This window comes from Mesobacillus boroniphilus (assembly GCF_018424685.1).
In the GTDB taxonomy this organism is placed as follows: domain Bacteria; phylum Bacillota; class Bacilli; order Bacillales; family Cytobacillaceae; genus Mesobacillus; species Mesobacillus boroniphilus_A.
In genome coordinates, this window is record NZ_QTKX01000002.1 from 637,340 (window position 1) to 652,568 (window position 15,229).

General features: G+C 44.7%; 16 protein-coding genes. 6 read left to right on the forward strand and 10 right to left on the reverse strand.

Translation table 11 applies throughout. The features are described from left to right. Positions 1–184 precede the first annotated feature (184 nt). From DYI25_RS15930 to DYI25_RS15950, 5 genes are all read left to right on the forward strand, one after another. Positions 185–1,390, forward strand: coding sequence for an MASE3 domain-containing protein (locus tag DYI25_RS15930; RefSeq protein WP_213370646.1), 1,206 nt, complete (start codon positions 185–187; stop codon positions 1,388–1,390). A gap of 378 nt (positions 1,391–1,768) precedes the next feature. Next, on the forward strand, positions 1,769–3,145 hold the full coding sequence (gene nagE, locus DYI25_RS15935) for an N-acetylglucosamine-specific PTS transporter subunit IIBC (protein ID WP_213370648.1): 1,377 nt from the start codon (positions 1,769–1,771) through the stop codon (positions 3,143–3,145). Positions 3,146–3,252: 107 nt separating this feature from the next. Then, positions 3,253–3,465, forward strand: coding sequence for a hypothetical protein (locus tag DYI25_RS15940; protein ID WP_213370650.1), 213 nt, complete (start codon positions 3,253–3,255; stop codon positions 3,463–3,465). Between the two features lie 317 nt (positions 3,466–3,782). After that, complete coding sequence (locus DYI25_RS15945; protein ID WP_213370652.1) at positions 3,783–4,700, forward strand: haloacid dehalogenase-like hydrolase; 918 nt, start codon at positions 3,783–3,785, stop codon at positions 4,698–4,700. Between the two features lie 84 nt (positions 4,701–4,784). Further along, positions 4,785–4,976 carry a hypothetical protein gene (locus tag DYI25_RS15950; RefSeq protein ID WP_213370654.1) on the forward strand — a complete coding sequence of 64 codons (192 nt, stop codon included), beginning with the start codon at positions 4,785–4,787 and terminating at the stop codon, positions 4,974–4,976. A gap of 54 nt (positions 4,977–5,030) precedes the next feature. Here DYI25_RS15950 and DYI25_RS15955 read toward each other — a convergent pair whose 3' ends face one another. From DYI25_RS15955 to DYI25_RS16000, 10 genes are all read right to left on the reverse strand, one after another. Next, positions 5,031–5,186, reverse strand: a complete 156-nt coding sequence (locus DYI25_RS15955) for a hypothetical protein (protein ID WP_213370656.1) — start codon at positions 5,184–5,186, stop codon at positions 5,031–5,033. Positions 5,187–5,405: 219 nt separating this feature from the next. Then, on the reverse strand, positions 5,406–5,708 hold the full coding sequence (locus DYI25_RS15960; protein WP_213370658.1) for a hypothetical protein: 303 nt from the start codon (positions 5,706–5,708) through the stop codon (positions 5,406–5,408). A 51-nt stretch (positions 5,709–5,759) separates the two neighbouring features. Then, the gene (locus tag DYI25_RS15965) at positions 5,760–7,109 is read right to left on the reverse strand and encodes a sensor histidine kinase (RefSeq protein ID WP_213370660.1); all 1,350 of its coding nucleotides are present in this window, start codon (positions 7,107–7,109) and stop codon (positions 5,760–5,762) included. A 201-nt stretch (positions 7,110–7,310) separates the two neighbouring features. Then, positions 7,311–8,063 carry a (S)-benzoin forming benzil reductase gene (locus DYI25_RS15970; protein ID WP_213370662.1) on the reverse strand — a complete coding sequence of 251 codons (753 nt, stop codon included), beginning with the start codon at positions 8,061–8,063 and terminating at the stop codon, positions 7,311–7,313. Positions 8,064–8,118: 55 nt separating this feature from the next. After that, positions 8,119–8,589: a hypothetical protein gene (locus DYI25_RS15975; protein WP_213370664.1), complete on the reverse strand. Its 471-nt coding sequence runs from the start codon at positions 8,587–8,589 to the stop codon at positions 8,119–8,121. Positions 8,590–8,701: 112 nt separating this feature from the next. After that, the gene (locus DYI25_RS15980; protein ID WP_213370666.1) at positions 8,702–9,433 is read right to left on the reverse strand and encodes an ABC transporter ATP-binding protein; all 732 of its coding nucleotides are present in this window, start codon (positions 9,431–9,433) and stop codon (positions 8,702–8,704) included. Then, positions 9,430–10,128 carry an ABC transporter permease gene (locus DYI25_RS15985; protein ID WP_213371256.1) on the reverse strand — a complete coding sequence of 233 codons (699 nt, stop codon included), beginning with the start codon at positions 10,126–10,128 and terminating at the stop codon, positions 9,430–9,432. Before DYI25_RS15985 ends, DYI25_RS15980 begins: the two co-directional genes overlap by 4 nt. A 51-nt stretch (positions 10,129–10,179) precedes the next feature. Further along, positions 10,180–11,028, reverse strand: a complete 849-nt coding sequence (locus DYI25_RS15990) for a substrate-binding domain-containing protein (protein ID WP_213370668.1) — start codon at positions 11,026–11,028, stop codon at positions 10,180–10,182. A 4-nt stretch (positions 11,029–11,032) separates the two neighbouring features. Continuing rightward, entirely contained in the window at positions 11,033–11,941 is a 909-nt protein-coding gene (locus DYI25_RS15995; RefSeq protein ID WP_249745476.1) for a substrate-binding domain-containing protein, read from the reverse strand. 885 nt (positions 11,942–12,826) lie between these two features. After that, a complete protein-coding gene (locus tag DYI25_RS16000) occupies positions 12,827–13,609 on the reverse strand; it encodes an undecaprenyl-diphosphate phosphatase (protein ID WP_213370670.1) in 783 nt (260 codons plus the stop codon). 442 nt (positions 13,610–14,051) lie between these two features. On the opposite strand from DYI25_RS16000, the gene DYI25_RS16005 reads away from it, so the two are divergent. Next, a complete protein-coding gene (locus DYI25_RS16005; protein WP_213370672.1) occupies positions 14,052–15,227 on the forward strand; it encodes an FtsW/RodA/SpoVE family cell cycle protein in 1,176 nt (391 codons plus the stop codon). The last annotated feature ends 2 nt before the right edge of the window (positions 15,228–15,229 follow it).

Sequence of the window (15,229 nt, forward strand, 5' to 3'; positions counted from 1 at the left end):
TATTACACGTCCTTCAAATCTGTCTAACTACCACTTTACCGAATAAAAGAAAAATAGCAAAACCCATATGTGTATCTTAACTGAATTGTCAATATTCACAAAACGGATATATGTCTTCTAAGCAGGGGTCTTGGATGGTGCTTATAATATAGATATCTATATCCTCCTTAAGCAGGTGAGTAAAATGGAGAAAAGCATGTCAGAGGGAAGGTTTCTCTTATATATTATAGCTGCGGTCATGCTTTTGATGTTGATTCATCTCTATCATGCCGACCTTTCGTCCTATTTGAACCCTGAAAATTATATTGCCATCCATACGATTTTGGAATTTTTCAGTATAGCCGTTTCTTTTTCGATTTTTTCATACGGCTGGAAGGCGTTTGGCTTTTCGCAGTCCAGAAAAATCCTGCTGCTGAGCTTTTTATTTTTCATTGTTGGGATGCTCGATTTATTGCATACACTTACCTTTAAAGGAATGCCTTTTTTTATAACCGAAAGTTCCATCGCGAAAGCGACTTGGTTCTGGGTGGCGGCCCGAATCATTGAGTCATTGTTGATAGTACTTGTCCTCATCCTGCCCGAACGGAAGCTTCAGCAGGATCCAAGGCGCATCTGTTTGGCAATTTGCACTGTAGTAATAGGAGCCATTATGTTCGTGATTTTCAAGTACGAACAAAGCCTTCCGCTGCTGGTCATTGAAGGCAAAGGGACAACCATCTTGAAAAATCTAATAGAATACGGTGTCAGTTTTCTGCATTTCATCTCAATTGTCATATCGCTTTATTTTTATAATGAAGGCAAGAACGGACAGCATCTGTACGTAGCGCTGGCATTCACATTTTTATTTTTATCCGAGCTCGTTTTCACCATCTACCAGAGTGTTTATGATATCGACAATTTCACGGGCCATCTATATAAGGCGCTTGGTTACTTTTTCATCATGAGGGGATTCTACTTCTCTACGCTTGCGGACGACAGCTTCCTGAAGGATCCTCATGAAAAATTATGGCGTAAGACGGAGGAGATGATCCAGAGCCATTATGGGATCATTTTCAAGATTTCAAAGCAGGGCGATGATTTCATCCACCACATTATTGGCGGCGGGCTGCTCGATGACCTTGGCTTCACCCCGAATGAGATCAATGGCAAGACCCTGGGTGAATTCCTGCCCGATAAGGCGGGGAGGATTGAAAGATACTATGACTGTGTCTGGAAAAATAATGAGAAGATTGTCTTCGAAATCGAAATTGGCGGTCATACTTATGCGATATCGCTCATGCCTGTTATGAACAATGGAGAGGTAGTGGAGATTGCCGGAGCCGTTATGGGAATCGTCAAGTATTCACGGTTGGACCGCTGTGCACGAAATACAAAAGCAAATGCTTTGTAAGATTGGATTGAGCCTGCAGGAATGCAGGTTTTTTTGTTTCAAAGATAAGAAAGTATAAATTTCACTTTGAGAAATGTCCAGCTCCAGCGCTTGTTGGGGCTGGACAATGCGCTTGCGCTTTTCTAATTGCCCTCCAGTGCCGAAAGGAATTTTATAAAAATCAGCGAATAAGCTATAAGTATCAGCCCTGTCCGAGTTAAGGGCGACGAACTCAAGAAGGGAGCGCTTGATTTCTTTGAAGACGAAATATTAAAAATAGTCTATTTTTAGGATATTCTTTAGGGAGTCGAACTGTTAAACTGGGTGTGTGTTTACAAATTTCTACAATGTTCCTGAAAAATGTAAGCATTTACAATTTTAATGGAAGAGGTGTTGAAGGTGCTAGGATTTTTACAAAGAATCGGGAAGGCTTTGATGCTTCCAATCGCTGTTTTACCTGCAGCTGCTTTATTGCTGCGTCTCGGGCAGCCGGACTTATTGGATATTCCTTTCATTTCTGCAGCAGGTGACGCGATTTTTGCCAATCTTGCATTATTGTTCGCGATCGGTGTGGCAGTTGGTATTGCCAAGGATGGGAATGGTGCGGCTGGACTCGCAGGTGCGATCGGCTATTTCGTTTTGACAAAGGGTGCAGGTGCTGTCAATGAAAGCATCAATATGGCCGTGCTTGGCGGGATTTTATCCGGGGTAATCGCCGGTTTGCTCTACAACCGTTATCACGATATTAAGCTGCCGGACTGGCTCGGCTTCTTCGGCGGAAAACGTTTCGTTCCGATCATTACTTCATTGGTGATGATTGTTTTAGCCGGTATTTTCGGCTATGTTTGGCCGCCAATTCAGGCAGGCATCAATAATGTCGGTGAATGGATCGTCGGCGCCGGTGCGCTTGGAGTAGGCGTATTCGGTTTCTTGAACCGTTTATTGATTCCGATGGGCCTTCACCATGTTCTGAACACGCTTGTCTGGTTTGAATTTGGTGAATTCACGAATGCAGCAGGAGAAGTTGTAAAAGGTGACCTGAACCGTTTCTTCGCAGGTGACCCTAAAGCCGGTATCTTCATGAACGGTTTCTTCCCAGTCATGATGTTCGGACTTCCAGCTGCAGCATTCGCGATGATTGCCGCAGCGAAAAAGGAACGCAAGAAGGCTGTTACAGGTGCGCTTGTCGGTGTTGCCTTCACCTCTTTCCTGACCGGGATCACTGAACCAATCGAATTCTTGTTCATGTTCCTATCTCCTGTCCTTTATGGAATTCACGCTGTCTTGACTGGTTTGGCAATGTCCATTACCTATGTGCTTGGTATCCATCATGGATTCGGATTCTCAGCCGGTGCAATCGACTATGTGCTGAACTATGGGATCGCCCAAAAGCCATTCCTGCTCCTCGGTGTCGGCCTAGTTTACGCAATTCTGTATTTTGTGATTTTCTACTTCCTGATCATCAAGCTTGACCTCAAGACTCCAGGACGTGAAGACGAGGTTGAGGGCGAATTCACGGAAAGCGGTGCTTCAAAAGGCAATTACGCAGAGCTTGCAGATCATTACCTTGCAGCATTAGGCGGCAAAAGCAACCTCAAGGAACTAGACAATTGCGTAACACGCCTTCGTTTAAAAGTCGATGATATGGCAAAAGTAAATGAATCAGAGCTGAAGCGCCTTGGCGCAAAAGGCGTGTTAAAACTTAATAAAACAGACCTTCAAGTCATTGTAGGAACCGATGTAGAATTTTTGGCTAATGAAATGAAGCGGAAATAGGAAAAGCGCAAGCACCTTGATCAGCCCCGACCAGCGCTGCCCGCCGAAAACCGCCACGTCCTGTGGCTGGCGGGTCTAGCACATCGTGTGCCTCGGAGGGACGATTAGTGAAGTCGTTCTTTGACTTCATTGAGCGGACCGAAATCGAAAAGTATAGCCGACTGCGCAGAAACGCAGAAACTGGAGACTCCGACAAAGAAGCGCTTTTTGCTTCTGCCGGCGGAGTTGAAGTTTCGGAGTTTCTAGGAGGCGACACTAGACAAATCGAAATGCGGAGGCGACTGCCCAACTCCGACAAGCGCTGGAGGGCCAGGCAGTGAAGTCGCTCTTTGACTTCATTGGCAGGACCGAAGCGTCTCGAGGAGTTAGGAGCCGCAGCAAGACATGCGACTCGAGCTGCTCAAAGCTAACGCTTCTCGCAAGATACTCGAGGAAGCCCTCTCAGGGATGAAAACTGGCTAGGTGCTGAAGCTAGACACTAAGGAAGACAGACTTGGCGGTATTTCTTCGCCAGGTCTTTTTTTATAGAGGCTTGTAATGATCGACTCAATACTTCAAGGACGATCAGAATGATCTATCTAAAATGAAGTTAAAAAGAAAAAGTTTACGAAAATAGTCAAAAATGGGGGGATATATAATGAAGCGTCTGCTTGACTGCACAGCATCTGATTTTGAACAAATGACGGGCCAGGATTTGAAGAAGGCGATCATCGCTTCGGAAGGACGGACGATTTTATCTGAGGTAATTGGAGCATTTTCGCCGCTTTATCCTGCCGTGACGAATGCGGAACTGGCAGCGGCATTCGGTGCGGACCTTATCCTGCTGAACTTCTTTGATGTGATGAACCCTTCCATAGAGAGCTTGCCAGATGCAGAACCGTCGGAAGTGGTCCGCCAATTAAAGAAGTTAGTTGGCCGTCCTGTAGGCTTAAATCTTGAGCCTGTTGACTTCGAGGCGGACAAGCTTGAGGCGTTACAGCAGCTGCCTGAAGGTAGGATTGCTACTGATGCTTCCCTTAAAAGAGCGAAGGAGCTTGGCTTCGATTTCGTCTGCTTGACAGGCAACCCAAAAACAGGTGTGACGAACGCTGAGATTACAAAAGCAATTGAAAAGGCTCGTGCAGCATTCGGACCAGAAGGAATGATCATTGCCGGAAAAATGCATGGCGCAGGAGTGGCCGGTGAGACGGGCAGCTCGATGATGACGGAAGAAACCTTGCATGCCTTTGTCGAGGCGGGAGCAGACATCATCCTGATACCGTCACCGGGCACTGTCCCAGGTTTTACGGTTGGAAAGACTGCGAAGCTTGTTGAACTTGTCCATCAAAAAGGAGCTCTCGCCATCCTGACGACAGGAACAAGCCAGGAGGGGGCAGATGAGCAGACGATTAAACAAATCGCGCTAAATAGCAAGATGGCTGGTGCTGACCTTTACCATATCGGGGACGCCGGGGCAGCGGGCATTGCTTCTCCGGAAAACATCATAGCCTACTCAATCGTCGTTCGTGGCAAAAGGCATACGTATGTCCGGATGGCAGCTTCAGTTCGGAGATGATTCCTTATTTTTCAAGTTCGTATCAGCTATAATCCGGGTAAAAGTAAAGCATAACGCTGATACTAACATCAGGAGGGATACAACATGGATAAGGATAAGTTTGTCAATATCGATTCAAAAGCGAAGCCTGTAAATCCAGATTCTGAACAAGAACAAATGGAAACAGCGGAAGCGAACATGAAGCTCCAGGATGCTTTTTACGATGAAAACAAAAGCAACGGAGTAGATCCTGCAAACCTGAATAACCAGACAGCCATCCTGACTGATATGGACTAAAAGCCGGCAATCGTTTGCCGGCTTTTTCTAGCTCTTTTATTCTCAAAAGCATTCCTAATGATGTTGGTCTGTTTTATCGCTCTGGTCTTTGTTGTGTTTGTTCCCCTTGCTGTTGTCCCCGCTCGTCAATTCACCAGAAAACTCGGCCATCTGGTTTCCGAGCTTGGGAGAATTTTGGTTTTTGCTGCCCTTATTGAACTTTTTCGTCATTACAAGCCCTCCTTATAGTGAGTACAAAACTAGTTTTCCCGGTATAAGGCTGGCAATACACGGAGAGGATTTTATCTGGGCGTTGAAATCTTGAAAAACAAAATTTATTTGCAAGGATTATACTTTTATTCGCAAAACCGCACTCTTATTCGCAAACAAAATAAATGAATTTTTTTCAAATCAATACAAAAGACAGCTTACAAAAGCTGCCTCTTAGAATCACTTTTCAATTAGTTGGTCAATTTCTTCCTCGTCAACTAATGCAACCTCGGCGAGACCTTTCAACTCTTGAATCAGCTCGTTTGCTTCCTCATACAGCGTGTCGTCCGTAAATACCTCTGAGTAGTAAAGGGAATCATTCAGCACAGCTTTCACGTGGAGCCTTGTGCCGGATTCTGTGTCTTCGTCACCCAAAGTGACAGCGGAGCGTGAGGTTTCGTGCTGATTGAGCAAGACTTTATTGCCATTGCTTTCTTTCTTCACAGCTTCAACAATTTCCACCAACGAATTAACTCGTTTCAATGACATCACCCCTCTAGTTATGTATTCCATGTTTCAGGATTTTAAAACCATTCAAATAGTGATTTCGAAAGTTGTACCTTTGCCCAACTCGCTTCTGAGCGAGATTTTTCCGCCATGCGCTTCTACAAGCTCTTTTACAATCGCAAGTCCGAGTCCTGAACCTCCTAAAGCTTTTGACCGTGACTTGTCGACCCGGTAAAAGCGGTCAAAAACCCACGCCTGGTCTTCTTCAGGGATGCCTTTTCCTTCATCCTTCACTGTGATATGAACTCGGCCGCTCTTTTTGAAAACCTGGATTGTTGTCGTAGACCCTTCTTCAGAATATTTTCTGGCATTATCCAGCAGATTAATGATGATTTGTTCAAAACGGACCGGGTCAGCCTCGATATAGAATTCCCTGTGACAGGCAAAATTAAGCGTCATATTTTTTTCGATAAACGATGGTGCCAACCTGGAATGAATTCCGCGTATGAAGGCACAAAGCTCCAAACGTTCTTTTTGAATGGTAAAAGTGTTTTCGTCCATTTTTGCGAGGTCAAATAATCCTTTGACCAGACCAGAAAGCTTAGTTGCCTCTTCATGGATAATTTGCAAGTACTGGCTTCTGTCCTCAGATGTTATTCCTTCTTTACCTGCGATGTCTGCATACCCTTTTATATAGGTGAGTGGCGTCCGCAATTCATGAGAAATGCTCGCAAGGAACTCATTCCGCTGCCTCTTCATGTGGCTAAGGTCGTCGGCAAGCACCTGAATCGATTCTGCAAGCTCGCCCAATTCATCGTTACCACGGTGGGGCAGAGTGACGGAATAGTCGCCCTGGCGGATTTTTGAAGTCGCTTCATTCATCTTGATGACTGGCTTAGTAATGAATCTGGATAAGAAAAGGGTAATCACAGCCATTGAGGTCAACAGCAGGATTCCAGCAAGCCAGAAATGCTTGTTCAGCTTGGCAATCAGGCTTTGGACCCGCTGGGTGTTTTTGAACATATAAACAGCACCGTTGTTCTCCAGGGGGCTGACTGACGCAATATATTGCTTATCCTGCCAGTCATCTTCTAATATCAAGCCAGTCTGGGGAGCATCCGATGGGGCTTCTGTGATGATGTTTTGTATGGAGTCATCAGCTGGAACGGAAGAGGAAACGATCACGCCTGTTTGATCAGTGATAATAACATGGGTGTCCGTTTTCGATTCCATGGTGGTGATATGGTGGATTGTTTCCTGGGAATAGGAATTTTCCAGAATATCACGATGGTTATTGCCTCGCGTTTGCAGGGAAGCCAGCTCCTCATCGATCCTTGAATGGATGATAGAAGAGTGAAGGTAGTAGAATAAGATACCTTCGACCAGCAAAATTGTTATGAAAAAAACAGCCCCGATTTTAAAAGATATTCGATCCATTTATGACACTCCCATGATCAATCTTAAACCCATCATACTAAAAAAATATCCAAAAACAGAGCAGAATCATAAATTGGTGGATAAATTGAAAAGAATATTCCCTTCTTCATCGAAACCAATGGAAAAGCCCAAATCTACCAGACGAAGGAAACAAATATAATGCAAAAAGACGAAGAAGTAGTGCTCCTTCGTCTTTTGAAATCATAACAAATCATTCACCTTATAAATCTTCCCATTTTCAAGGTTATCAGCCAATGCAAGTTTTACAAGTGCTTCAGCAACATTATCAGGGCTGCGAAGACTGCCGCTTTCTTTGTAATTCTTGAAGGTATCCACATCTGCGAATGCATCTTCGGAGGAAGAACGGATTGTCACCTGCATATCAGTATCCATCAGACCAGGGCTAAAGGCGATGACCTTACTGTTGCTTCCATTGTTCTCAAGCTCAAGTCCGGCGGTCATCGTGAACATATTGACTGCCGCTTTCGTGCTGCAATAAATGCTCCAGCCCTGAATTGGGCGCTCACCAGCGCCAGAGGTTACATTCGCAATGATGACTCTGGTGCCGGTCTCTTTTGCTTTTTGTAAAAATATATTACTGATCAGGATCGGTGCCGTCAGATTGACCTGGACATTGGTCTGGACTAATGAAGCGTCAAGCTCCCCGGCCACATCAATCGGTTCGATGACTCCTGCATTATTGATGACATAAACGGCTTCTGCATTTTTAAAAACATCCGCTGCAATTGCTGCGAATACGCTTTGGACCTGGACCTCGGAGCTTAGGTCGCAGCTGTGATGGGTATAGCCGACCCTGGCTTTTTCTGCAGCCTGCTTCAAAAGATTGTTTTCATTACGAGACACGGAAATCACATGGATACCTTCGGACAGCATTCGCTGTGCGGCAGATGCCCCGAGTCCCCTCGATGCCCCCGTGATGATTGCGTATTTCATTTCAGACACTCCTTTATGTAAGGATTTTTAAGGTCAGTTTCTTTTTTTTTCAAAATCAGACTGGAATTGCCCCAGTTCTGACTGATTCAAGATTTTTCAAAAGCCAGTTTTTATTATCTTCATGTTCAACTTTTTCAGCCGTTTGCAGCGCCAATGAAAGATATTTTTCCTGTTCGGCAGAATTGTCAGCAACATGATAGGCACGCGCCAGTGCTTCATAGGCGAACCCAAGGTCAAAATCACCAAGATGGTGCTCTGTGCAAAGTGTTAATGATTTCTTGGCATGCTGGCGAGCAGCCTCGCTTCTTCCAAGTATCGCATAGACTCTTGAAATCTGCCATTCGCCGCGGGCAAAATTCAGGGGTGTGCCTACTATTCCCCAGTGGTAGCGTGAGGCCATCGCCGCATAAAGCATCGTATCATCTTCTGTTTCCGTCCGATCCTGTTTCTCAATCAAATCCCAGGTAAGGTTGAACAAATCAACCGCCATTTGTTTATGGGTTGTAAATTCCGTATTCATTTCCATGTTAGCAGACTCCTTTGAAGGTTTTATAAAACATAATTAGACAGTTATTGTGAATTTCCTCTTTTTAGGAAAAAAAAGAGCACGGCTTTCTGCAGCCATGCTGGTGGACGAGCTAATTGATAAGGCTTTTCCAGTCATTTATAAAGGTGGCAGTGGATGTGTTTGGGGATGACAACACTTCTTCTGTGGGACCGGTTTGCTTCAGCTCGCCATCCATCAGTATCGCCAGCGTTCCGGCCAGGTATTTCAGCTCCATAAGGTCGTGGCTGACAAACACGGTCGTCGTTTTCGTCAGGGCAATGATCGACTTAATGTCCTTTAATAGCTGCACCTTGGTAGGGAAGTCAAGGGCAGAGAAGGGTTCGTCGAGGAACAGTACTTCTGGCTCCAGCACCATTGCTCGTGCCAGGTTGACACGCTGGGCCTCACCGCCTGACAGATGTGCTGCTTGCTTTTTGGCAAGATGGCTGATCTGGAATTTATCAAGCCAGTAGGCGACCTTATTTTTCACATCCTGGCGGGGAAGATTCCTTAGTTTCAGTCCAATCGCGATGTTCTGGAAAACGGTCGTATCAAGAAGCAGCGGCTGCTGCATCGCGACAGCGAACTTTCTCCGTATCTCCAGCGTAAGGTCAACAGTAATATCCTGTCCCTTTAAAAAAATTGAACCCTGGGCAGGTCTTTCTAGCAACGATAATGCTTTGATGAACGTACTTTTTCCTGCGCCATTCGGACCCATGACCCCAAGGACTTCCCCCTCTTGAATCTCAAAATGGGGGATGGAAAGCAATTTCTTTTTACCTGCTGTCACTTCTAATTCTTTAACAGTAATCAGTGGGATCATAGGCTTCGCTTCCTTTGCTGTAAATAAGTCAAGCTGAATGTAATGATGAATGCCAGCGTCATCAGGATGAATGAAAGTGCCAGGGCAATGTCGAAGTTTCCTTTGGATACTTCCATGACAATAGAGGTCGTAAGGATTCGCGTCTCGCCGCTGATATTGCCGCCGACCATCATGGCCGCGCCAACCTCGGCAATGACCCGGCCAAACCCGGCAATAATCGCCGCAAGGATGGCAAGCTTGACTTCCTGCATTAAAATCCAGTACATCTGGAGCTTAGTTGCTCCGAGTGCTTTAATCTGAAGGATCAATTTAGGGTTGATTTGCTGGAATGCTGTGCTTGTCAATGCTGTCACAATTGGCAATGAAACCAAAATCTGCGCAAGGATAATCGCTGTTGGCGTATAAAGCCAGGACAACTCGCCAAGCGGACCTGACCGCCACAGGAAAAGGGTAATCCACAGGCCAGCGACGACAGGAGGGAGGCCCATGCCGATATTGATGATGGCAAGGATGAACCGCCTCCCTGGAAAACGGGCAAGACCCAGAAACATCCCTGCTGGAATGCCAATGAATGTGCTGATCAGCACGGCCGTAATCGACACCCTCAATGTCAGCAAGGTGATCTCCAGGATCTCGGGGTCACCTGACAAGATCATCTCTATTGCTTTTTTTAAACCTTCTAGTAAAAGTTCCATGGGCAATCAGGCTTTCCTTCTAAATTTTCTGCATAGTGAAATTATACATTATCATTCAAACAGGAAGAATAGAGGCTGGCCGTATTCTTCCACACCAAAGTCCTTGATGATCTTCTTTGTTTCTTCGGAAACCATAAATTCTACGAATGCCTTAGCGCCTTCAGCATTCACTTTTTCATGCCTTTCATTATTGACCTGCATGACATGATAAATATTCAGCAGGCTCTCGTCGCCTTCTACTAAAATTTCAGTGTCAGGCATGTTTTTCTTCTGAGCCAGGAATGTCGCGCGGTCTGTTAAAGTGTAGCCTCTTTTCTCTGAAGCAATCTGGAGTGTCGCACCCATGCCTTGTCCGGTTTCGATGTATGATTCACCAAGGCTTTTCTGGTCAAGTGATGAGTCCTTCCAAAGCTGAAGCTCCTTTTTATGTGTACCTGAATCATCACCACGAGATACAAATGAAGCTTTTGATTCGATGATCTTCGTCAATGCCTCAGGAACAGATAAACCTTTCATTTTAGCCGGGTCTTCAGCAGGGCCGACCAGGATGAAATCATTGTACATGACCTTCTGGCGGTTGATGGCATCGCCGCTATTAACAAGTTCCTCTTCTGCAGCTGGAGCGTGGACAAGCAGGACATCCGCTTCGCCGCGCGTTCCCATTTCAAGTGCCTGGCCAGTGCCAACAGCAATGATTTTAAGGTTATAATTGTGCTTCTCCTCAAATTCCGGACCCAGGACATCAAGCAGCCCGCTGTCCTGAGTGCTGGTAGTGGTCGCAAGAATCAGATCCGTTTTTTTCTCTTTTGCAGAAGTTTCCTTTGGCGATGAATCCGAACAACCAGAAACAAGTGCTAACATAAGTACAAATAAGATAGAAAAAAATTTTTTCAGTTTCATTGTTTTATGCCTCCGAGTTACCATAAATGATTTTTCCGAAATCCTCTGCATTATAGCCATCCAGTTCTGCGATGCTTTCTTTGAAATTGGTGAGCTGGATCAGGTCGATTAAATGCTTTAGTGCCCCTTTATTTTCGGGAGTCCAGCGGAACACGATGTCGAACTGTTCCCTGGTGGCTGGGATGAAATCCAATCCAAGCTGGCTAGCTGCGCATTTGATCCCAAAAGCGGCATCGGCTGTACCTCTGCTTATATGTGCCGCAGCGCCCAGGTGAGTCCATTCCTCATTTTCATATCCTTTTACAGCTGATGGCTCAATTTTTTCGTTTGCAAGGAAGGAATCAAGCAGGAAGCGGGTTCCAGCTCCTTTTTGCCGATTGATAATTTTGACATCATTCCTTGCCAGGTCTTTGACTCCGCTGATGTTCTTTGGGTTTCCTTTTGCGACAATCAAGCCCTGTTCCCGGGAAGCAAGCCTCATCACTGTAATTGGCTCGTGGACGAACAATTGACGGATGAAAGGAAGGTTGTATTGCTGTGATGCCGGATCCAGCAAATGAACAGCAGCTATGTCAGCACTCCCACGATAAAGCATCATCAACCCTTCAAGACTGCCGATGTAAGAGGGAGTAATGGAAAGACCAGTACTCTCTGAAGCTATGTACTTAACAAGCTGCTCAACAAGGAAATCATGGCTGCCCGCCAGCTGCAGGGTATGCAGGTCCTTTGATTCTTTAGTTCTCGCTGAAGTTGCGGACATACTGGCTTTATATCTTTCAAACTCACTTTCTTCTATTCGCATTTTATTGCCCACTTTAAAGGCAGACAGGTCACCACGCTTAATCAATTCATAGACGGTATGCTTAGAAATTTTCAGCATCGAAGCAATTTCATCAGGAGTATAGATTTGCAAATGTATTCCCTCCTTTTCTTACTAATCTAAATATAATAAAATATTAGTTGGAAAGGTATAGTTTTTTGTTAAGTTTTGTTAAGTTTTGTTTGGTTTTATCATGATGTTATCGAAAAATGTTCACAATTAAGGTAAATGATTACCAAAAATAGTCCGTTTTTTCCAAATACAACCTTCACAAAATACTCAGGGCAGTATTGTGTATTTCTTATAGATACCATGGTAAACTAAGCGTTAGACAGAATTGATGTAGAAAGGAAAAGGGAGAATGCAGATTTCAGATAAAGCACGCGACATCTTAAAAGAAATCCTCGGTGAGCGCAACGCAGCAGGTATCCGCGTCTACTTCGGCGGCTTTGGCTGAGGAGGCCCGCAGATTGGCCTGGCTCTGGAGGAGCCGGAAGAAGATGATCATGTAACAGTAATCAATGAAATCCAAGTCGCAATCGAATCCAATATCGTCGACTATACTCAAGGTATGGCACTTGAATATGACGAGTATCGTGAAGGTCTGGTCCTGATGGGCGGAGACGGCGGCTGCTGATAAAATAGAAAATGCACACCATTTTTGTGAATGGTGTGCATTTTTTATACTGATGGACAATTGGAAAAAAACGCGCGAAATTTCCAGTTTGCCAATAAATCTGGATTATCGCCAATAAAATTGTGAAAATCGCCAAAAAAATGAAAATATCGCCAATAAAATTGTGAACTCCGCCAATAAAATTGTGAACTCCGCCAATAAAATGAAATTATCGCCAATAAAGTTGTAAAGCATCGCAAATTAAACTTATAAAGCTGTGAACTACCGCCATAAAAACAGCTTTTCATCATTATAATTTGTAAACATCGCCAATAAAATGAGATTTTCTCCATTAACCAGATTTAAAACTGCCCGGTGAACTGAAAATACAAGACAACAAGCCCCATTAACCACACATAAATAGCAAAAGGCTTCAAAGAATGATTTTTCAAATAGCCGATCATCCATTTTACAGCGATATAACCGAAAATCGCAGCTGAAATGATGCCGATTAACAATGCCTGAATCGAAATTGTCTCACTTCCGCCGCTGAAAAGGTCTTTTCCTTGCAGGACGATTGCTCCAAGAATGGCTGGTGTCGACAGCAGGAAGGAGAAGTATGCCGCAGTCTCACGGTCTAGCTTACGCCAAAGCGCTGCGACAATCGTCAAACCCGAACGGGAAATCGCCGGAAAAATGGCCGCCGCCTGGAAGCTGCCAATCACCAGCGCATCAGTATAGCTGATATCATCCATCTTTTTGCGGCCATTTTTGATCGAGTCGGCGAACCACATTAATGTCCCGGTAATCAGGAACTCCCAGCCAATCGTCATACCCGTCTTGGATATCTCATCAAAATAATCCTCAAACAGCAATCCGACAACAACAGCCGGCAGCGTACCGACAACAAGGAGGAAGGTCAACTTTCCAAACGGATTTTTCAAAATCTTGATGAATTCATATCTATAAAACACAAAAACCGCCAGCAGCGTACCTAGGTGAAGCATTGTGTCGAGCAGCAGCCCGGCCTCCTCAAGACCGAACAAATTTCTGCCCAGATAAAGGTGTCCAGTACTGCTGATCGGCAAAAACTCAGTCAGCCCCTGGATAATCCCAAGAAGGAAAGCTTCAATTTTTGATAGCATATAGAATCCCCACTTTTTCAAAGACTTTGTCCCTTACAAAGCTATGAAACATGTCCCATCAGTATGCACGAATATTTACAGCGGACACCCTGACGGTCACAAATCCTCGGTAAAAGAAAAAAACTGTCCGTCATCAGGCCAATAGTGACGAACAGAGATAAGTCATTCTATTGCTTACCAACTACCACTAGAAGGGTAAAGCAAATAATTTAGCCCAACAATCAAAAAGGAAGCCTGATCCATTTACCTGCGCCCAATTGCCTGAATTAAAATATTTAGATATGTAATAATAACCATTTCATAGTCAGAAGTTGTGATTTATTGTCGAAAAAAATATAATGAAGTATTGAACAGTTCTTCATTTAAGGTTCGATTCTAAGCCTTATAAAAAACTTCCTTAGTTCTCAGTTGGAAACTGCCTTCATTTAAAAGGGGAATAAAAATGACTTCGAATCCAAAAACGAATTCCCGGCTCGACTACGGGCTGGTTACGATATTGATCTTATTATTTCTTTCAAGCTGTGTTGCGATTTACAGTGCACAGACGACGGGGCAGTATGGCTCTGAAAACTTTTTGATTAAGCAAATCATCTGGTACACCATCGGTGCTGGCATCATTACCGCGGTCATCACCCTTGACTCGGACCAGCTGCAAAAGTTGAGCTGGTACGCGTATGGCTTTGGATTGGTCCTGCTGGCAGGGCTTATCGTAGCGCCGTCAACCATCGCTCCTGTCATCAATGGTGCGAAAAGCTGGTACAGGGTACCGGCAATGGGGACACTCCAGCCATCGGAATTAGTGAAGGTCTTCATCATCCTGGCGCTGGCAAGGGTCATTGTTGAACACCATCAGAAATACCGCTTGAAAACGATTCAAACAGACTTCTGGCTTTTGCTTAAAATCGGTATTGTAACGATGGTGCCGCTCCTACTCGTCATGCAGCAGCCTGACCTTGGTACTTCGCTTGTTTATATTGCGATCATGCTTGGAATGATTTTCATTTCCGGCATCACCTGGAAGCTGCTTGTGCCTATTTTTGGGACAGGCCTCACCCTGATCTCCATCATTTTTTATTTTGTGATCTGGAGGCCTGAAATCCTTGAGAAATATCTTGGTGTGAAAGAATACCAATTCGGCCGGATCTATTCCTGGCTTGATCCTTATAACTACCAGAGCACTACCGGTTTCCAGCTTACGAGGTCACTGCTGGCAATCGGCTCAGGTGAAACAGTGGGGAAGGGCTACGGTACAAGGGAAGTATATCTGCCTGAAAGTCACACTGACTTTATTTTTAGTATCATTGGCGAGGAATTCGGCTTTGTCGGAGCAAGTATCATCGTAAGCTTATTTTTCCTGCTGATCTATCAAATCACAAAAATCGGCATGGAAACGAAAAACGATTTTTACACCTATATTTGTGTAGGTGTCATCAGCATGATTACCTTCCACGTCTTCCAGAATATCGGTATGACGATCGGACTGCTGCCAATCACGGGTATTCCGCTGCCGTTCATCAGCTATGGCGGAAGCTCGCTGATGGGAAATATGCTTGCGGTAAGCTTGATTTTCTCAATACGGTACCATTATAAAAAATATATGTTCTCAACAACTTCATGAAA